18 protein-coding genes and 1 pseudogene are annotated in these 17053 nt (G+C 63.9%); 9 read left to right on the top strand and 10 right to left on the bottom strand.

Annotated elements, in window-relative coordinates; genetic code table 11:
- Positions 1-8: 8 nt before the first annotated feature.
- From FJ430_RS26780 to cysS, 3 genes are all read right to left on the bottom strand, one after another.
- A complete protein-coding gene (locus FJ430_RS26780; RefSeq protein WP_140644418.1) occupies positions 9-395 on the bottom strand; it encodes a VOC family protein in 387 nt (128 codons plus the stop codon).
- Positions 392-790, bottom strand: a complete 399-nt coding sequence (locus FJ430_RS26785) for an endonuclease domain-containing protein (RefSeq protein WP_140703034.1) — start codon at positions 788-790, stop codon at positions 392-394. Before FJ430_RS26785 ends, FJ430_RS26780 begins: the two co-directional genes overlap by 4 nt.
- 271 nt (positions 791-1061) lie before the next feature.
- Positions 1062-2504, bottom strand: a complete 1443-nt coding sequence (gene cysS / locus FJ430_RS26790) for a cysteine--tRNA ligase (protein ID WP_140703029.1) — start codon at positions 2502-2504, stop codon at positions 1062-1064.
- A 391-nt stretch (positions 2505-2895) separates the two neighbouring features.
- On the opposite strand from cysS, the gene FJ430_RS26795 reads away from it, so the two are divergent.
- A complete protein-coding gene (locus FJ430_RS26795) occupies positions 2896-3051 on the top strand; it encodes a hypothetical protein (RefSeq protein WP_140644414.1) in 156 nt (51 codons plus the stop codon).
- Between the two features lie 113 nt (positions 3052-3164).
- On the opposite strand, the gene FJ430_RS26800 is transcribed toward FJ430_RS26795, so the two are convergent.
- The gene (locus FJ430_RS26800; RefSeq protein ID WP_140644413.1) at positions 3165-3926 is read right to left on the bottom strand and encodes an SOS response-associated peptidase; all 762 of its coding nucleotides are present in this window, start codon (positions 3924-3926) and stop codon (positions 3165-3167) included.
- 116 nt (positions 3927-4042) lie between these two features.
- On the opposite strand from FJ430_RS26800, the gene FJ430_RS26805 reads away from it, so the two are divergent.
- From FJ430_RS26805 to FJ430_RS26820, 4 genes are all read left to right on the top strand, one after another.
- Positions 4043-4462, top strand: a complete 420-nt coding sequence (locus tag FJ430_RS26805; RefSeq protein ID WP_140703027.1) for an NUDIX hydrolase — start codon at positions 4043-4045, stop codon at positions 4460-4462.
- A 75-nt stretch (positions 4463-4537) separates the two neighbouring features.
- A complete protein-coding gene (locus FJ430_RS26810; RefSeq protein ID WP_140644411.1) occupies positions 4538-4915 on the top strand; it encodes a TIGR02301 family protein in 378 nt (125 codons plus the stop codon).
- Positions 4916-5267: 352 nt separating this feature from the next.
- On the top strand, positions 5268-5525 hold the full coding sequence (locus FJ430_RS26815; RefSeq protein WP_040984202.1) for a hypothetical protein: 258 nt from the start codon (positions 5268-5270) through the stop codon (positions 5523-5525).
- A 132-nt stretch (positions 5526-5657) separates the two neighbouring features.
- The gene (locus tag FJ430_RS26820; RefSeq protein ID WP_181175230.1) at positions 5658-6443 is read left to right on the top strand and encodes a hypothetical protein; all 786 of its coding nucleotides are present in this window, start codon (positions 5658-5660) and stop codon (positions 6441-6443) included.
- Between the two features lie 66 nt (positions 6444-6509).
- Here the strand turns inward: FJ430_RS26820 and FJ430_RS26825 are convergent.
- Positions 6510-6733, bottom strand: a pseudogene (locus FJ430_RS26825) (hypothetical protein).
- A gap of 52 nt (positions 6734-6785) precedes the next feature.
- Positions 6786-8117 carry a dihydroorotase gene (locus tag FJ430_RS26830; RefSeq protein WP_140703022.1) on the bottom strand — a complete coding sequence of 444 codons (1332 nt, stop codon included), beginning with the start codon at positions 8115-8117 and terminating at the stop codon, positions 6786-6788.
- An 84-nt stretch (positions 8118-8201) separates the two neighbouring features.
- Between FJ430_RS26830 and FJ430_RS26835 the strand changes: the two genes are divergently transcribed.
- The 3 genes from FJ430_RS26835 (at position 8202) to FJ430_RS26845 (ending at position 11904) form a co-directional block, all read left to right on the top strand.
- Complete coding sequence (locus tag FJ430_RS26835; protein ID WP_140703020.1) at positions 8202-9065, top strand: YgfZ/GcvT domain-containing protein; 864 nt, start codon at positions 8202-8204, stop codon at positions 9063-9065.
- Positions 9065-9703 carry a YfbR-like 5'-deoxynucleotidase gene (locus tag FJ430_RS26840; RefSeq protein ID WP_140703018.1) on the top strand — a complete coding sequence of 213 codons (639 nt, stop codon included), beginning with the start codon at positions 9065-9067 and terminating at the stop codon, positions 9701-9703. The genes FJ430_RS26835 and FJ430_RS26840 overlap by 1 nt, the downstream gene beginning before the upstream one ends.
- A 65-nt stretch (positions 9704-9768) precedes the next feature.
- Positions 9769-11904 (top strand): putative bifunctional diguanylate cyclase/phosphodiesterase, encoded by a 2136-nt coding sequence (locus tag FJ430_RS26845; RefSeq protein WP_140703016.1) that lies wholly within the window; start codon positions 9769-9771, stop codon positions 11902-11904.
- Between the two features lie 149 nt (positions 11905-12053).
- Here FJ430_RS26845 and FJ430_RS26850 read toward each other — a convergent pair whose 3' ends face one another.
- Positions 12054-12944, bottom strand: coding sequence for a fatty acid desaturase family protein (locus FJ430_RS26850; RefSeq protein ID WP_140703637.1), 891 nt, complete (start codon positions 12942-12944; stop codon positions 12054-12056).
- A 111-nt stretch (positions 12945-13055) separates the two neighbouring features.
- Here FJ430_RS26850 and FJ430_RS26855 point away from each other — a divergent pair, with 111 nt between their 5' ends.
- Complete coding sequence (locus tag FJ430_RS26855) at positions 13056-13976, top strand: LysR substrate-binding domain-containing protein (protein WP_140703014.1); 921 nt, start codon at positions 13056-13058, stop codon at positions 13974-13976.
- 19 nt (positions 13977-13995) lie between these two features.
- Here the strand turns inward: FJ430_RS26855 and FJ430_RS26860 are convergent, their stop codons facing one another.
- From FJ430_RS26860 to FJ430_RS26870, 3 genes are read right to left on the bottom strand one after another with little or no spacing between them, the layout of a single operon-like run.
- Positions 13996-14268, bottom strand: a complete 273-nt coding sequence (locus FJ430_RS26860) for a DUF3303 domain-containing protein (RefSeq protein WP_140644404.1) — start codon at positions 14266-14268, stop codon at positions 13996-13998.
- Positions 14269-14320: 52 nt separating this feature from the next.
- Positions 14321-15781, bottom strand: a complete 1461-nt coding sequence (locus tag FJ430_RS26865; RefSeq protein ID WP_140703012.1) for a RimK family protein — start codon at positions 15779-15781, stop codon at positions 14321-14323.
- Positions 15782-15785: 4 nt separating this feature from the next.
- A complete protein-coding gene (locus FJ430_RS26870; protein WP_140703010.1) occupies positions 15786-16883 on the bottom strand; it encodes a peptidase C39 family protein in 1098 nt (365 codons plus the stop codon).
- Positions 16884-17053 lie beyond the last annotated feature (170 nt).

Consider the following 17053-nt stretch of genomic DNA (forward strand, 5'->3'; position numbering starts at 1 on the left):
TTTGGGGCTCACTCCGGATCATGGCAGACCGCCTCGACATTGTTGCCGTCGGGATCGAAGACGAAGGCGCCGTAATAGTTGGGGTGGTAATGCGGCCGCAGACCCGGTCCGCCATTGTCCTTGCCGCCGGCGGCAAGTGCCGCCGCGTGGAAAGCGTCGACCTCGGCGCGGCTGCGCGCGGTGAAGGCGACATGCTGGGCGGATTTCGGCTTGTCCGTGCTGTCGCTCAGCCAGAACACCGGCCGGTCACGGCCATAGCCGCCGACCTTGGCGCCGCCGGTATATTCCTGAGGCACCATGTAGAGCAGCGATGCCCCCAGCGGCGCCATCGCCTTGTCGTAGAAGGTCTTGGATGCGTCGAAATCGGATACGTTGATGCCAAGATGGTCGATCACGAGACAAGCTCCTCCGTTGGTGGCGCGGGCGCGACGGCCAGGCCGGCCACGATGACGATGTGCTGGCAGACGTTGTCGATATCGCGGATCACGTCGTCGTTCCAGAAGCGCAGGATGGTCCAGCCAGTGGCGGCTAGATAGGCAGTTCTCTCCTCGTCGCGGCGGGAGTGTTCCCCATCGCCATGCTGGCTGCCATCGACCTTAACTATGAGGCGATGCGCAGAACAAGCGAAGTCAACAATGTAAGGTCCAATCGGCACCTGCCGCCGAAAGCTCATGCCCATGAGCCTGTGCGCACGCAATTCGTTCCAGAGCTTCAGCTCGGCATCGGTCATCGCGCGCCGCATCGATTTGGCGTTTTTGCGCTGATGAGAGGGAACGCGGTCGTGACCCATGCTCAGGCCGCCCTACGCTGGAGATTAGCGAAACCGCACGCGACATCTGATCTCCCCCCTTGCGGGGGAGATGTCCGGCAGGACAGAGGGGGGTGCTGTCCCGCCAGCGTAGCAACTAGGGAGCGCTGCACTCTCAGGAAATGGCTGGCATGAGAATGGGGAAGTTTGAACGCTGGCGTTCCTTCACACCCCCCTCTGTCCTGCCGGACATCTCCCCCGCAAGGGGGGAGATTGGCCGTCGCCGATGGTTTCGCCAATCGCCGAAGTTGTCTCACCGCTTGATCTCCCACGTCGTCACGCGCTCGCCGGTGGCGGGGTCCTTGCCGTCCTTCAACTGCACGCCTTGCGCCAGCAACTCATCACGCAGGCGGTCGGCTTCGGCCCAGTTCTTCGCGGCGATGAATTCCAGGCGCTTGGCTATCGCCTTGGCGATCGCTTCCTCGTCCACCTTGGCCGCGGCGACATCGAAGCCCAGGAAAGCCAGCGCCGCCTTCAAGGACCCGGCGGCTTTCTCGCCTCCGGCATCGCCCGCCTCGCCGGCGAGCTGCGTAAGCCGCTGGAAGGCTGTGTAGGTGGCGAGGTCGTCCGACAGCGCATCCACCACCTCGGCCGGCAGGTCCTTCGCGGCCACTGGTGCAAGGTCCGCCGCGCGCTTCCATTTGCGCAATGTGTTTTCCGCCTCCTCCAGCTTGCGCACGGAAAAGTCGATCGGTTCGCGATAGTGCGTCATCAGCATCGCCAGCCTGAGCACCTCGCCAGGCCAGGTGCGGCCGCCGAAAGTGTCCGTCTCCAGGAGCTCGTGGATCGAATAGAAGTTGCCGAGGCTCTTCGACATCTTCTGGCCTTCGACCTGCAGGAAGCCGTTATGCATCCAGACATTGGCCATGACCTTGGTTCCGTGGGCGCAGCGCGACTGGGCGATCTCGTTCTCGTGGTGCGGGAAGATCAGGTCCAGCCCGCCGCCATGAATGTCGAAGACCTCGCCGAGATAGGCGGCGGACATCGCCGAGCATTCGATGTGCCAGCCGGGCCGGCCCCTGCCCCACGGGCTCTCCCAGCCGGGCTCCTCAGGCGAAGACAGCTTCCACAGCACGAAATCGCCGGGGTTCTTCTTGTGCGCGTCGACGGCGATGCGCGCGCCGGCCTGCTGCTCGTCGAGATTGCGCTTCGACAATTCGCCATAGTCGGGCATCGAAGCGGTGTCGAACAGCACCTCGCCGCCGGCGACATAGGCGTGGCCGCGCTCGATCAACTGCCGGATCAGCGACAGCATGTCGGCCTTGCCGTCGGCCCGGGGCGCGACGAATTCGGTCGCTCGCGGCTCGTAGGTCGGCTGCAGGCAGCCAAGTGCGGCGACATCCTTGTGATACTGATCGGCGGTCTTTTCGGTGACCTTGCGGATCGCATCGTTGAGCGAGAGCTTGCCGGCCGCGATCGCCTCGCCGAAGTCGCGCAGCGCCCTGGCATTTATCTTGTCATCGACATCCGTGATGTTGCGCACATACGTGACATGCGTTTCGCCATAGACTTGGCGCAACAGACGGAAAAGCACGTCGAAGACGATCGCCGGACGCGCATTGCCGATATGGGCAAAGTCGTAGACGGTCGGGCCGCAGACATACATGCGCACGTTCAACGGATCGATCGGGATGAATCGCTCCTTCGTCCGCGTTAGCGTGTTGTAGAGGTTGAGGCCCTTCGATGCGTCAGACATGCGGTCCCGGTCCTTAGTTTGTGTTTGCCGGAACCAACTTCGCGCCGAAGGCACAAATCAGGCTCCAGCCTGCTGGCCGGGGCGTTTTTCCGATCTGGGGAAAGATGAGGCGAAAACGTCCGGACCAGCGCGAGGCTAGCCAATAATGCAAATGCCACAAATGGCGAAAGACGTTTTCATGGGCGGCTTTATCGCGCTGGCAGGTGTTGCCGTCAAGTCGCTCCGCTCAGGAAAGATGTGGCTGAATCACAGGTAAAGACAGGACGAAACATTTTATTAAACATGTCGGCACAGTGATGAAACATTCGCCGGCTAGACCGTCAGATGTCACGATTTGGTCGGAATCGGCCGCCAAACGCTGGACACGAAACCGTTACCAGGGAAGAGAATCATGGCTCGCACCAAGCAGGAACAGAACCGACAAACGCAGCCCGCACTGGCCAGCCACTACCGCGCGATCGGCCCGGCGGCAATCGTCGCGGCCCTCCTCCACACCGCAAAGAAGAAGAAGCCCGCGCAGAAGATCGTGTCGCCGCGCGTTGCCTGAAAGGGCACGACCGGCACGGTCCCCGACAATGGGGACGCCGGCGATGAGGGCGCCAAAGAGCGCCCTGGAGATGAAGGCCTCCGGAAGCAGCCTCGCAAGGCTGATAACCTTCGCTAGAACAAGCTCATCTGGTTTTCGTCCGGGCCATGCTTCTGGCGCCCGGGTTTTTCGGCCTGCGGCGAAACGATGCCGCGCTCCTGAATCTCCGGCCCGGTGTTGGCGACCTTGTTGACCAGGTCGGAAACCGGAATCGCCTCGAAGAAATCGGGTTCGGCGGGCTTCAGCAGATCGAGCACGTCGCGCGGCTCCTGCGTGCGGCAATCCAGCCAGCGGGCGAAGTCGCGTTCCTCGATCACCACCGGCATGCGGTCGTGGATATGGGCGATGCCGGCATTGGCCTCAGTCGTGACGATCGCTCCGGTATCCATCTCCGAACCGCCCGGCTCGGCATAGGTCTCGATCAGGCCGGCGAAGGCGACCATGCCGCCGCGTCGCGGGCGGATCCAGTAGGGTTGCCCCTTGCCGCTGCCCGACTGCTGCCACTCGTAGAAACCCGATGCCGGCACAAGAGCGCGCCTGTGGCGCATCGCGGTCTTGAACGAAGCCTTTTGCAGCACACCCTCGGAGCGGGCGTTGATGAGCAGCGGAAACGCCTTGGTGTCCTCGACCCAGGCCGGAATCAGGCCCCAGCGCACCAGCATCGCCTGGCGGTCCGGCAGGTTCGAGCCCGGCTCCCGCTGCGGCCCGGCAAGCGCCATCAGCACCGGCTGCGTCGGCGCGATGTTGTAGCGCGCCGGAAATTCCTCCAGCTCGGCCAGGCCGAGGAAGGCGGCGGTCTGGTCCGGCGTGGCGGTCAGGGCAAAGCGTCCGCACATGGATCTGGCTCTTCGATTGACGTGCAATGAAAGTGGCGATGGAACCGCCACGCCGCAACGGCTAAAGCTTGTTTCGCCCAATCGGTCCACAAAAGGCTGCGGAGAGATCGACACGCATGGAACAGCGCAAGCTCTTACCGGCCGTTTCCGTCGCCGTCGTGCGCGGCGAGACGGTGCTTCTGGTCAAGCGCGCGCGGGCGCCATCGCAGGGGCTCTACGCCTATCCCGGCGGCAAGGTCGAGGCGGGCGAGACGCTGGCCCAAGCCGCGGCGCGCGAGTTGCAGGAAGAGACCGGGCTCGAAGCGGCAGGTTACCGGCCGCTGCGCGACATCCATATCGACGGCAGCAGTGAAAACCACGCGGTCGACTATCTGCTGACGGTGTTCGGCGCGGCCTATGCCGGCGGCGAGCCCGTGGCCAGCGACGATGCCGAGACGGCGGCGTTCTACACGCTGGCGCAAATGACGCAGATGCCGCTGGCGGGCGACGTGTTCTCGGTCGCCGAGGAATTGCTAGGGGCCGCTGCGGGCGATTAGACACCCATAAAAATCGCCTTGCGGGCGACGAAATGTTTCGCCACAAAGCTTTAACTCCCTCACGCCAAGGCTTTGATGACCCGCGCTTCTGCTCTTCTCGCCGCGTGCCTCGCTGTCAGCATGATCGTCGCGGCATCCCCGGCCCCCGCCGCCGAAGCGCCGTTCGAGCCCGGCCTGATGCGGCTGGCGGAAGTGCTCGGATCGCTGCATTTCCTGCGCAACCTGTGCGGCGAGAAGGGCGACCAGTGGCGGGCCGAGATGGAAAAGCTGCTCGAATCGGAAAATCCCGATCCCGACCGGCGCGCCCGCTTCATCGCATCGTTCAACCGCGGCTACCGCTCCTTCAGCGGCACCTACACCCAATGCACGCCGTCGGCGACCGAGGCCATCGCCCGCTACATGAAGGAAGGCGAGACGTTGTCGCGCGACATCGCTTCCCGCTACGGGAATTGAGGCCGGCTCGGCCGCTGCGCGTTTTGCGCAGATTTTTTGCGGGCAATCGGCGCCAATGTGACGTGCCTTATTGTGTCCTGTCCCGCTCTGGTGCAATCATGTGTTGCACTTGCGCAACAGCGTTAATGAAACGTTAGCGCGCGATTGTGGAATTAACTCAAACTGAAGGTTTTGATGCCCCAAGCCGGTCTAATCGGCTAAGCTCGGCATCGATTGAGCGCAGTCTCGATCGCAATGTAGATTACGACCGTAAAAATGTCGTATTTACAAAGACTTAAATGAGGCTGCGGACGAACTGACAGACCAAGCCTGATCTCTCGTCGGATCGATGCTTGCAGAAGTGGACATCGCAATGGAACATGGCGTCAGCGACATCGACGCGTTGGTCAGGGAAGAAAAGCGGCTGACTGCCGTTGAGAGCCACAGCGAAGCGTGGGCCGAAGGCCTATCGGCCGGCATCGAGCCGGAAATCATCGCCGAGGCAGCGCTGGAGACCGCTTTCGGCGAGATGTTGCGCGCCAATGGCGAGACCTCTGCGCTCGCGCTCCTCGACCGCATGCGGGAAAAGGTGATCGCCGGCGCGTTCGAGCCCGAACGGCTGAAGCATTAGCCACCTGTTTTGACAGCGACTTTTTGACCACGAGTTTTTGACGGCGACACGCCATTTGGGCATCATGCCTATGCGCCTGGACGCTCGGAGCGCCGGCCGGGGCCGAACCCGGGAACCATGGAGAGGCAAGCGGTGAGATTTTCGATGTCAGGCCGGCCGCGCGGGCTGGCCCTCAGCATCCTGATCGCCGCTTCCTGCCTGACGCTGCCCCTGTGCCTCACGAGCACGCCTTCCTACGCGCTGAGCGAAATCCAGCGCGAGGACCTGCCTTCGCCGGGCACCCCGCCCGCAACTGGCGACAGCGCCGCGCCCGGCGCCACCGTGCCGATGCCGGAGGCGCCCGCTACCAAGCCCTCGGACCAACCTGCCGACGATACGGACAAGTCGGAGCCGGAGACGCCGCCCGCCAATGGCGGCATCACCAGCCCGCACACCCATCCGGACGCTCCGCCGCCTGCGGTCGTCTACGACCTCAACACGCTTCCCGAACCGGTCAAGCGCATGCATGGGCTGATCATCGAAGCCTGCCGGACCGGTGACATCGAGAAGCTGAGATCGCTGATCGGCAAGGGCGATTCCATGACGCAATTGTCGCTTGGCGACATCGACGGCGACCCGATCACCTTCCTGAAGAGCCTCTCGGGCGACGGCGACGGCCAGGAAATCCTCGCCATCCTGGAAGAGGTGCTTTCGGCCGGCTACGTCCATATCGACACCGGCACGCCGCAGGAACTCTATGTCTGGCCGTATTTCTTCGCGCTGCCGCTCGACAAGCTCGATCCCAGGCAGCGTGTCGAGTTGTTCAAGCTGGTCACGGCCAGCGATTATGACGACATGAAGCAGTTCGGCGCCTACATCTTCTACCGCGTCGGCATCACGCCGACCGGACAGTGGCTGTTCTTCGTCGCCGGGGATTGAGACGCAACGGGTACGGCAATGTTGGCGGGACAGCGCAACGACAGCGGCTGGGATTGTCGCTACGGCTCAAGCCGTGGTCAGAAGGATACCGTGGCCAAATTCGTCGGCCAATTTCATGATAAGCAGCTTCTCACGCGCCGTAAGGCGCTTTTGGTCGACAAAGCGCCAGTTGCGTTCGTAAGGCGCAAAGGCCTCTTTAGCGGGATAGGACACATGACATCGCGGTTCCAGGCGAGCGCCTGGAGTTCAGGAAACTCCGCAGGAATGATCGCCGCAATATTCGCGGTCATGGTCCATCCAAGATAATGCAGAGCGCTTAACAAATCCAATTCTTGGCAAGGGCTAGGCCGGCAGCGCCTCGGAGAACTCCACCGCCGCGCCCTGGCCGGGCGTGACGATCTCGCCTTCCCACATGACGCGCCTGCCGCGCACGACCGTGCCGACCGGCCAGCCGGTGACCTCCCTGCCGTCATAGGGCGTCCAGCCGGCCTTGGAGCCGGCCTGGGCGTTGGTGATGGTCTCGCGGCGCTTCAGGTCGACGACCGTAAAATCGGCATCGTAGCCGGCGGCGATGCGGCCTTTCCTGGCCATGCCGAATATGCGCTGCGGACCATGGCTGGAAAGGTCGACGAAACGCTGCAAAGTGAGCCGGCCGGCGTTGACGTGGTCGAGCATGATCGGCACCAGGGTCTGCACGCCGGTCATGCCCGACGGCGAGGCTGGATAGGGCTTTGCCTTTTCTGCAAGCGTGTGCGGCGCGTGGTCGGAGCCCAGCACATCGACGATGCCTTGCGAAATGCCATGCCAGACGCCGTCGCGGTGGCGAGCGGCGCGCACCGGCGGGTTCATCTGGATCAGCGCACCCAGCCGCGCATAGTCGTCGGCGCTCAGCGTCAGATGGTGGGGCGTCGCCTCGCAGGTCGCGACATCCTTGTGCTGTTCGAGGAAGACGATCTCCTCGGCTGTCGAGATGTGCAGCACATGGATGCGCGCGCGCGTCTGCCTGGCGATGCGCACCAGCCGCTCGGTGCAGCGCAGCGCCGCGATCTCGTCGCGCCAGACGGGATGGGACGACGGATCGCCCTCGACGCGCTCGCCGAGCCGCTCGCGCAGGCGGAATTCGTCCTCGGAATGGAAGGCGGAGCGGCGGCGGGTGTTGCGCAGGATCGAGGCGACGCCTTCATCGTCCTCGACCAGCAGGTCGCCGGTGGACGAACCCATGAACACTTTTATGCCGGCCGCTCCCGGCAGCCGTTCCAGTTCGCCGACATCGCCGGCATTGTCGCGCGTGCCGCCGACCCAGAAGGCGAAGTCGCAATGCATGCGCCCTGTGGCGCGGCGCACCTTGTCGGCAAGTGCTGCCTCGCTGGTGGTCAGCGGATTGGTGTTGGGCATTTCGAAGACGGCGGTGACGCCGCCCAGCACCGCGGCGCGGGAGCCGGTCTCCAGATCCTCCTTGTGTTCCAGCCCCGGTTCGCGGAAATGCACCTGGCTGTCGACGACGCCCGGCAGGATGTGCAGGCCCGTGCAGTCGATGGTTTCGCCGGCAGAAGCCTGGCCGAGATCGCCTATCCGCGCGATGCGTCCGGCCTTCACGCCGATGTCGCGCCGGCCCTCGCCGTCATGATTGACCACCGTGCCGCCTGTCAGGATGAGGTCGAAGGTGGTTGCCATGGCAGGTCCAATCTCTTGCGGGGGGAGTGTGGCCGGCTTACGTAATGGCCGAACGTTTTGCAAGATCAGGCCGATTTTACGCCCATGCCCTTTGCCCAGCTCAAAGACCGCGCGCTCATTTCCGTGTCAGGCCCCGATGCCGAGCATTTCCTGCAGAACATCCTCACCACCGACCTCGACGCGCTTCGGCCCGGGGAAGCCAAACCCGGCGCGTTGCTTTCGCCGCAGGGCAAGATCCTGTTCGATTTTCTGATCTCGCGCGCCGGCGAGAATGGTTTTCGCCTCGAATGCCGCACCGATATCGCGGACGATTTCGTGCGCCGGCTGATGCTTTACCGGCTAAGGGCGAAGGCCGATATTGCCAAACAGGATCAGGCGCTTGTCACGGTCGCGTGGGGCGATGATTCAACCGCCTCACCTTCCGATTCAATGGCGCTTGCCGACACGCGCTTCCGCGATGTGTCGGTGAGGCGCGCTTACGAAGGCGAGGTAAAGGACGGCGGCGACTCAAATGCCTGGCTGGTGCTGCGCATCGGCAACGGCATCGCGGAGAGCGGTTCCGACTACCAGCTCGGCGATGCCTTTCCGCATGACGTGCTGCTCGACGAAACTGGCGGCGTGGGCTTCAAGAAGGGCTGCTATATCGGCCAGGAAGTGGTCTCGCGCATGCAGCATCGCGGCACCGCGCGGCGCCGTGTGCTGATCGCGTCGGCCGATGGTCCCCTGCCCGCTGCCGGGACCGAACTCACGGTCGCCGGGCGGCCGGTGGGCACGCTCGGGTCTGTCGACGGCCGGACCGGTCTTGCCGTTGCCCGCATCGACCGTGTCAAGGCGGCGGTCGACGCCGGCGAGGCGATCATGGCGGATGAGGTTCCGGTAGCGCTCGCCATTCCCGCCTGGGCGAAGTTCACCTTCCCCGAAGGTGCGGTTAGCGCGGAGGAGGCCTGATGGCGGCCGACCGGGCCGGCGCGCCGCCGCGCGCCTGGCAACGCATGCTGTCCGGCCGGCGGCTCGATCTGCTCGATCCGTCGCCGCTCGACATCGAGATCGCCGATATCGCGCACGGCCTTGCCCGGGTCGCCCGCTGGAACGGCCAGACCAGCGGCGACCATGCCTTCTCGGTGGCGCAGCATTCGCTGCTGGTCGAAGCTCTCTACGGTGAACTGGTGCCTGCCGCTCCGGCCGAGGCGCGGCTTGCGGCGCTGCTGCACGACGCGCCCGAATACGTCATCGGCGACATGATCTCACCGTTCAAATCGGTGATGGGCGGTTCCTACAAGGATTGCGAATTGCGCCTGCAGCGCGCCATCCATCTGCGTTTCTCGCTGCCGGCGGAGCTCGCCGCCTCGTTGCGCAACGACATCAAACGCGCCGACCAGATCGCCGCCTATTACGAAGCGACGCTGCTGGCCGGCTTTTCGACCGCTGAGGCGACCGAGTATTTCGGGCGGCCGCGCGGCTTCTCCGCCGACCGCTTCGACTTCACGCCAAAATCCGTGACCTGGGCGCAAACGGCTTTTCTCAAGCGTTTCAAGACGCTGGAAGCCAAGCGCCAGTCTTCGCTTGCCGTGAATACAACCCCATAAAAGAACGCTAAATTAACCGGCGACCGCGACAGTATTGCGTTCGGTCACGGTCCGAAGGCGTGCTCATGCCCGGCGCACATGTCAAGACTGCTTCCACCGCCGGCAAGCGAAGAACGGCCGCCATTGGTCCGGCGCGGCAGATCGCGGAAGAATTGCGGGCTCAGAACGAGCGCTTCGCGGCGGCTGTCGAGAACATGTCGCATGGCCTGTGCATGTTCGACGCCGATGAGCGGATGATCATCTGCAACCACAACTATCTCGACATCTTCAGCCTGGACGCCAAGGTGGTGAAGCCCGGCATTCCTTTCTTCGACATACTGCAGCACAGCGTCGACATCGGCATCGCCTCGCAGAGCGCGAACGAGCTTTATGCCATCCGCAAGCCTTACATCGACGGCGCCAAGGCCTCGACCTATGAGGAAGTCTTGTCGGACGGGCGCATCGTCGTCATTTCGCACCGGCCGATCGCCGTCGGCGGCTGGGTGTCGATCTACGAGGATGTGACCGAGGAGCGGCGCGCCGAGGCGGAGTTGAAGGAGCAGCACCGCCGCTTCGACGCGGCGCTTGCCAACATGTCGCAAGGCCTGCTGATGTACAGCGCCAAGGGCCGGCTCATCGTGCGCAACCAGCGCTTTCTGGACCTGTGCAACGCCAAGGCGTCGGATTTCGCGCTGGGCATGACGCATCGCCAGATGCTGGATAAGCTCATTCGACTCGGCATCTTCGCGCCGCTGGAAATCGACGTCGAGGTCGACAAGACGAAGGCCAGCCTGGATGCCGGCCAGTCGCGCTCGAGCTATCGCGAACTGGTCGACGGCCGAACGCTCTTCGTCTTGCGACGGCCGCTGGCCGGCGGCGGCTGGGTGGCGACTTTCGAGGACGTCACCGAGCGCCGGCGCACCGAAGAGCGCATGACGCATCTTGCGCATCACGACACACTGACCAACCTGCCCAACCGCTCGATGTTTCGCGATCGGCTGGACCAGGCGCTTGGCGAGGCCAAGCCGCTGGCGATCCTCTCGCTCGACCTCGATCGCTTCAAGGCGGTCAACGACACGTTCGGCCACCCGGCCGGAGACTGGCTGCTGCAATGCGTCGCCAAGCGGCTGCAGCATTCGGTGCGCAGCAGCAAGGACGTGGTGGCGCGCTTCGGCGGCGACGAGTTCGCCATCATCCAGTTCGGCATCAGGAGCGTCGCCGATGCCGAAAAGCTCGCCAAGCGCATCGTCGAGATCGTCGGCAAGCCTTATCGCGACAAGGGGCGCGAAATGCATGTGGGCGTGAGCCTCGGCATCGCGCTCTATCCCGGCGACGGGCACGACGCCGACACACTGCTCACCAACGCCGACATGGCGCTCTACCGGGGCAAGAGCGAAGGACGCAATGTCTATCGCTTCTTCGAGCCGGGCATGGATGCGCTGATGCGCGAGCGCCGGGCGCTCGAGGCCGATCTCGAGGCGGCGCTCTCCAGGCGCGAATTCGAACTCGATTTCCAGCCGATCCTCGACATCGGCTCCGGCAGGATTGTTGGCGCGGAAGCCCTGATGCGTTGGCGCTCGCCGTCGCGCGGCCTGGTGTCGCCGGAGAACTTCATCCCCGTCGCCGAGGAAACCGGATTGATCGTGCAGCTCGGCGACTGGGCGCTGCGCAAGGCGTGCAACGTGGCGGCGAACTGGCCGCCGGACATGCGCATGGCCGTCAACGTCTCGGCCGCGCAGATCAAGAGCGGCGGCTTCGCCCGCAGCGTGATCGCGGCGCTTGCCTTCTCCGGCCTGCCGGCCAACCGACTGGAGCTCGAAATCACCGAAACGGTGATGATGGACGAGAGCGACGCCGTGCTGAAGACGCTGAGCCAGTTGCGCGGTCTCGGCGTGCGCATCGCGCTCGACGATTTCGGCACCGGCTATTCCTCGCTCGGCTACCTCCGGCGTTTCCCCGTCGACAAGATCAAGATCGACCGCTCCTTCACCAGCGATCTCGACAAGCGCGACACGGCGGCTATCGTGCGCACGGTGATCGGGCTCGGCGCCGAGCTCGGCATCACTGTCACCGCCGAAGGTGTGGAGACCGAGGCGCAGCTGGACATGCTTCGCAAGGCCGGCTGCGGCGAGGCGCAAGGCTATCTGATCGGCGTGCCGGCCAAGGCCGCCGAGGTGAACCGGCTGCTGCGTGCGCAGGCGCTGCTGCGCCAATCGGGCTGATTTCCCGAGCACGTGTTGAGATTCGGGTTAGGCCGCGCCGAAAATGGCGGATTCCGAGAACCGGAGCGGAGCGTACTTGAAGTACGTGAGTACCGGAAGCGCAGGAAGCCGGCATTTGCAGGCCGGCATCACCTGAATATCAATACGCGCTAGCGCAGCGTCTCGATATATTTCTCATGGAAGCTCACATAGCCGGGCTCGACCACCTTGAGGTGCCGCTCGATCAGCCGGTGGAATTGCGGCAACTGGTGGAACGGCACGCCGGGATAGGCGTGGTGTTCGGCATGGTAAGGCATGTTCCAGGCGAGCTTGCGCACGAACCAGTTGGTCAGCGTCGTACGGGTGTTTTCCAGCATGTTGGCGACGAAGGGACAGCGGCCGTGCTCGGCCAGCAGATAGAGCCTGAGGAACGGCTGGCCGAGCAGCGCCGGCACGATCCAGACATAAAGCAGCACCGATGCCTCGAACCAGACCGCAAGCGCCAGCAAGACGACATAGAAGGCGATCATCGCCCGCGCCTCGGCCTTCACCTTCGGCAAGCCCTTTGGCGGCACGTAGCTGTCGCGGCAGCGCCCCATTGCATTGGTGTAGAGCGTCTTGAAATGGCCCCACCATACCGGAAGGCCGGAGACGTGAACGATGTATTGCCGCATCGTCTCGGGCTTCGGAAAGGCCAGTTCCGGATCGTTCTCGGGGTCCTGGGTGAAGCGGTGATGAGCGAAGTGGAAATAGCGGAACCAGTCGGCCGGCAGCGCGATCGCCAGGCTGCAGAAGCGCGCGACCATATCGTTCAGCCACTGTGTTTCGAATGCCGTCCTGTGGACCGTTTCATGCAGCAGCGTGAACAGGAACACGATCAGGACGCCCTGCGGCAGCATCAGGACCGGCCAGAACGGCACCTTGGCCGCGATCAGCGCGCCGAGGAGGATGATCGCGCCGAGATGGAGCGCGAACTGGGCAAGGCCCGGCCCGTCCGATTTTCCGGTCAGCCGGCTGCGCTCCTCATTCGTCAGCGAGGCTATCACGGAGCGGTGGTCGATGGATGCGTCGTGGTCGATTGCGTTCATGAGGCCACGATACCCAGAAATAAACCTTTCGAAAAACGAGGATTTCTGCGAAATAGATAAGGTAGGCTTATCTTTTGGATCGCCATGGTCGCTCTTCCCTCCTTGCGCGGACTTCAGGCCTTCGAAGCGGCGGCGCGCACAGGCAGCTTCGCGGCCGCGGCGGAGGAACTGTCGATTTCGGCGGCGGCCGTCAGCCAGCTTATCCGCACCGTCGAGGAGCAGATGGGACGAAAGCTGTTCCATCGGGTCAACCGGCGCGCGGTGCTGACCGAGGCCGGGGTGGAGATGCTGCCGCGGCTCAGCATGGCCTTCCGGGAAATCGGCAGTGTCGCACGCGACGTCGGCGGCGATGCGTTCCGGCCGAGGCTCGTCGTTTCGGTGCCGCCCTCCATGGCGATGGGCTGGCTTTCCGAGCGCATCGCCGGCTTTGTCGCATCGCATGGCGCCGCCGACATATCGCTGAGAGGCGACGACGATCCGGTGCCGTTCGATCATGAACTGATCGACATCCGTCTCTCCTACGGTCCGCACTATCGCGAGCATCCGACCGAGGAGATCGTCAGGGATGCCGTCTATCCCGTCTGCGCGCCGACGCTGGCCGGCGCGACCGGATCCGACGGCCTTGCCGGTCTGCCGCTCATTCACACCGACTGGGGACCGACGGGGGCAGCCTTTCCATCCTGGCGCAACTGGTTCGACGCGGCGGGAAGCGAGTCCCGCGCGGCACAGCGCGGGCTTTCGGCCAACTCGTCTCGGGCAGCGCTCGATCTCGCCATTTCAGGACTGGGCGTGGCGCTGGCGCAAGGCATCTATTGCGCCCAGGCGCTGGAGGATGGCAAGCTGGTGCGGGCCGCCGCGCAATCCCTGGAACTGCGCCAGCCCTATTGCCTGACGATCCCCGAACGCAGCGCGAGGCGCGATGCCGTGGCGGCGTTCCGGGAATGGCTGATCGGGGAATGCGTGCGCGCGGTCGGCTCCCCGGCGCTGGTCACGCCGTCAATCTGACGGCCCGCGAAACATGCGTTCACAGATGCCCGGCCAATGCCGCTACCATGTCCTTGCTGTTGGCCACCGGAACGATCTCGAATTCGACCAAATCCGCCCATTCGATGACCCAGCGCTGCAGCACCGTCGCATCGTCGGCTTCCACCAGCATGAAGCAGCGGCTCATGTCGCCCGCGATCCAGCTGTGATGCACGACGAGCTCGTCGGGCTTCAGCCGGCCCTTGTCGCGGAAGCGGCGGTAGATCCCCTTGCGGTCCGAGCCGTGGAAATCCTCGATCACGAAAAACAGCATTTTGTTCCCTCAAATCAGGCGGTTGGTTCCCTGCCCGCTATTTGTCCGGCCGCTACTTATCCGGCCGCTCCAGGCGCTCCAGGAACCATTGCGTCAGCCGCACCCACAGCTCGTCCTTCTCGCCCGAATCCTCCCAGCCATGGTCGAGATTGGGATTGTCGTTGACCTCTATGACGAAGACGCCGTCCTTGGTCTCCTTGAGGTCGACGCCGTAGAGCCCGTCGCCGATGCATTTTGCGGCCTTGACCGCCGTCTCGACGACATGAGGCGGCGTCTGCTTCAGCGTGAACGTCTTGATCCCACCCTGGTCGGGCTTGCCGCTGGCCTTGTGGTTGACGATCTGCCAGTGCTTCTTCGCCATCAGATAGTGCACGGCAAAGAGCGGCTGGCCGCCGAGCACGCCGACGCGCCAGTCATATTCGGTCGGAATGAATTTCTGCGCGATCAAGAGATCGGAATCGTCCAGCCATTCGGTCGCGAGCTTGGTCAACTCGGCCATGTTCTCGCATTTCTTGACGCCGCGCGAGAAAGACGAATCCGGGATCTTCAGCACAAGAGGGAAGCCGAGCGTCTGCGCCGCCACTTCGAAGTCGGACGTGCCGGCGATCATCACCGTCGGCGGCACCGGCACCTTGTTGTAGGTCATCAGTTCGTTGAGATAGACCTTGTTGGTGCAGCGGATCATCGACAGCGGATCGTCGATCACCGGCATGCCTTCCTGCTGGGCGCGGCGCGCGAAGCGGTAGGTGTGGTTGGAGATCGAGGTGGTCTCGCGGATGAACAGCGCGTCGTAGTTGGCGAGCTTGGCCAAGTCCTTCCTGGTGATCGGCTCGACTTCGACGCCCATCTTCTCGGCAATCCTCGCCCAATAGCGCAGCGAGGAGATTTCCGATGGCGGCAGTTCCTCATGCGGATCGACCAGCGTGGCGAAAGTATAGCGCGCCGGCGTGCGGCCCTTGGTGTCGCGCCACTCGCGGTTGGTGTAGGTGTCCAGGCATTGCAGGAAGAATTCTTCCTCATCCTCGGTCATGCGGGCGAGCGGCAGGAAGCCGATCTTGCGGATCGAGGCCCATTCGGCGCTGTCCTTGATGTGGACCTCGAGCGCCGGCGCGCGGAACCAGTCGAACAAAAGCTTGGCGAAACGGTCCCAGACTTTCGACGGACCGATGCCGAAGAAGATCGCGACCTTGGCCGGGAACCCGCCGAGGTCCTTCCTGCATTTGTTCAAGGCAAGCTCTAGTTCCGGCAACGCGTGCTCGTAAAGCTTGCGCTCCGACAGGTCGATCATGGTCTCGACGGTCGGGATCACCCGGTGGCCGCGAGAGCCGGCCAGCAGCGAGGCGTAGTAGCCGCGGCTCTGGTAGCCGTAGTTGTTCGACAGGTTGATCACCTTCGGCCGTTGGCCGCGGAACAGCGCCGGATGCGCGAGATAGTCGCGGTTGGTGATGATCTTGTGGGGTGTGGCCACCTGATCGATGTCGTTCTGCCTGCCTGTGAGGATAACCCAGGTCATTGTCTCAGCGTTTTCCCAGAGTGATGGCGGCCCGCAAACCGTCGCGGCCGAACTGCGCCATGTTCATGAAAATGTCGTAGGGCACCGGAATGTTCGCGGCGTCGAGGATCGTTTCCTGCCTTTCATCCTCCACCCATGGGTCGTGGATCAAGATATGATCGCCGTCGTCGCCGATGGCCAGCACCCAATGCGGCACCTTCTTGCCGAACATCAGGAAACCGCTGACCAGCACCACCACCAGCTTGCCCTCGGCCAGGGCGTCGCGGATGTCGCCGATGCCGAACGGACGGTAATTGACGGGAATGCCGTAGAGTTCGGCGCGGCGGCGGAAATCGACCTGGGCGAGCTCCATCACCCGGCGCTTGTCCTCGCTCCTCACCGACTGCAGGAACAACGCGCCGTAGAAGGAGACGAATATCTCGGCCGCGAGCCCGCTCTCGTAGCCGGCGACCGCCAGGCCGAAAGGCTCGCAGCCGCCAGGGCCGGACATCATGAAGACCGTGGTCGCCTCGCGCCACAGGCGGATTTCCATGACCGGGTCGGGCACGAAGCCACGGTCGAAATTGGCCATCGCCATCATCAGGCAGCACGGGCCGCAGCTGAACTCGCAGGTCTGTTGGTAGAACGGCACCCTGGTCGCGGTCGGGGTGTCGCCGCGCAGCGTCTTTTCATAGCGCAGCGCCGTCGCGCCATCCTCGTAATAGTCGGGCTCGCGGCCCAGTCTTCGATAGCCGGCCTGCTCGTAGATACGGATGGCGCGGTCGTTGTCCTCGCGCACTTCGAGACGAAGCAGCAGCCGGTCGTGCTCGAAGGCCGCTTCCTCGGCGGCCGCCAACAGAAGGCGACCGATGCCGAGCCGGCCGAAGAAGGGGCCGACGGCGATGGAATAGAGCCGCGCGACTCCGCTGCCCTTGCGAAACAGCACCACGGCATAGCCGGCGACTCGGCCCTCGTTCTCGGCCACCAGCATCTCGGCGGTTTCACGTTCGATGAACTGGCGGAAAGAGCGGCGCGAGAGCCTGTCGCCCGGAAAAACGGCCTTCTCGATGGCGGCGAGGTCATCGACGTCTGACGCGCGGGCCTTGCGGATCTCGGCAGGCATTCGGGCTTGGGAGAACCTCGATTGGGTTTAAGAAAACGGCCCCGGTGGATGCGTCGCGAACACTGGCCGAAGCGCCAGCATTCATCAAGCGCTATCGCTCCTTGATTAGGGCCGAATTGTGACAGTTTCCGCCACGGCAGGAAAGGGCCAGGCGCTTGAACGGAATTGCC

It is taken from the genome of Mesorhizobium sp. B2-8-5, from assembly GCF_006440675.2.
Classification (GTDB): Bacteria; Pseudomonadota; Alphaproteobacteria; order Rhizobiales; family Rhizobiaceae; genus Mesorhizobium.

What these genes read in the sequence shown, in the direction of transcription:
- FJ430_RS26785 (WP_140703034.1), bottom strand. Translation starts at nt 790, where the DNA reads ATGGGTCACGACCGCGTTCCCTCTCATCAGCGCAAAAACGCCAAATCG.
- cysS (WP_140703029.1), bottom strand. Translation starts at nt 2,504, where the DNA reads ATGTCTGACGCATCGAAGGGCCTCAACCTCTACAACACGCTAACGCGG.
- FJ430_RS26795 (WP_140644414.1), top strand. Translation starts at nt 2,896, where the DNA reads ATGGCTCGCACCAAGCAGGAACAGAACCGACAAACGCAGCCCGCACTG.
- FJ430_RS26800 (WP_140644413.1), bottom strand. Translation starts at nt 3,926, where the DNA reads ATGTGCGGACGCTTTGCCCTGACCGCCACGCCGGACCAGACCGCCGCC.
- FJ430_RS26805 (WP_140703027.1), top strand. Translation starts at nt 4,043, where the DNA reads ATGGAACAGCGCAAGCTCTTACCGGCCGTTTCCGTCGCCGTCGTGCGC.
- FJ430_RS26810 (WP_140644411.1), top strand. Translation starts at nt 4,538, where the DNA reads ATGACCCGCGCTTCTGCTCTTCTCGCCGCGTGCCTCGCTGTCAGCATG.
- FJ430_RS26815 (WP_040984202.1), top strand. Translation starts at nt 5,268, where the DNA reads ATGGAACATGGCGTCAGCGACATCGACGCGTTGGTCAGGGAAGAAAAG.
- FJ430_RS26830 (WP_140703022.1), bottom strand. Translation starts at nt 8,117, where the DNA reads ATGGCAACCACCTTCGACCTCATCCTGACAGGCGGCACGGTGGTCAAT.
- FJ430_RS26835 (WP_140703020.1), top strand. Translation starts at nt 8,202, where the DNA reads ATGCCCTTTGCCCAGCTCAAAGACCGCGCGCTCATTTCCGTGTCAGGC.
- FJ430_RS26840 (WP_140703018.1), top strand. Translation starts at nt 9,065, where the DNA reads ATGGCGGCCGACCGGGCCGGCGCGCCGCCGCGCGCCTGGCAACGCATG.
- FJ430_RS26845 (WP_140703016.1), top strand. Translation starts at nt 9,769, where the DNA reads ATGCCCGGCGCACATGTCAAGACTGCTTCCACCGCCGGCAAGCGAAGA.
- FJ430_RS26855 (WP_140703014.1), top strand. Translation starts at nt 13,056, where the DNA reads ATGGTCGCTCTTCCCTCCTTGCGCGGACTTCAGGCCTTCGAAGCGGCG.
- FJ430_RS26860 (WP_140644404.1), bottom strand. Translation starts at nt 14,268, where the DNA reads ATGCTGTTTTTCGTGATCGAGGATTTCCACGGCTCGGACCGCAAGGGG.
- FJ430_RS26865 (WP_140703012.1), bottom strand. Translation starts at nt 15,781, where the DNA reads ATGACCTGGGTTATCCTCACAGGCAGGCAGAACGACATCGATCAGGTG.
- FJ430_RS26870 (WP_140703010.1), bottom strand. Translation starts at nt 16,883, where the DNA reads ATGCCTGCCGAGATCCGCAAGGCCCGCGCGTCAGACGTCGATGACCTC.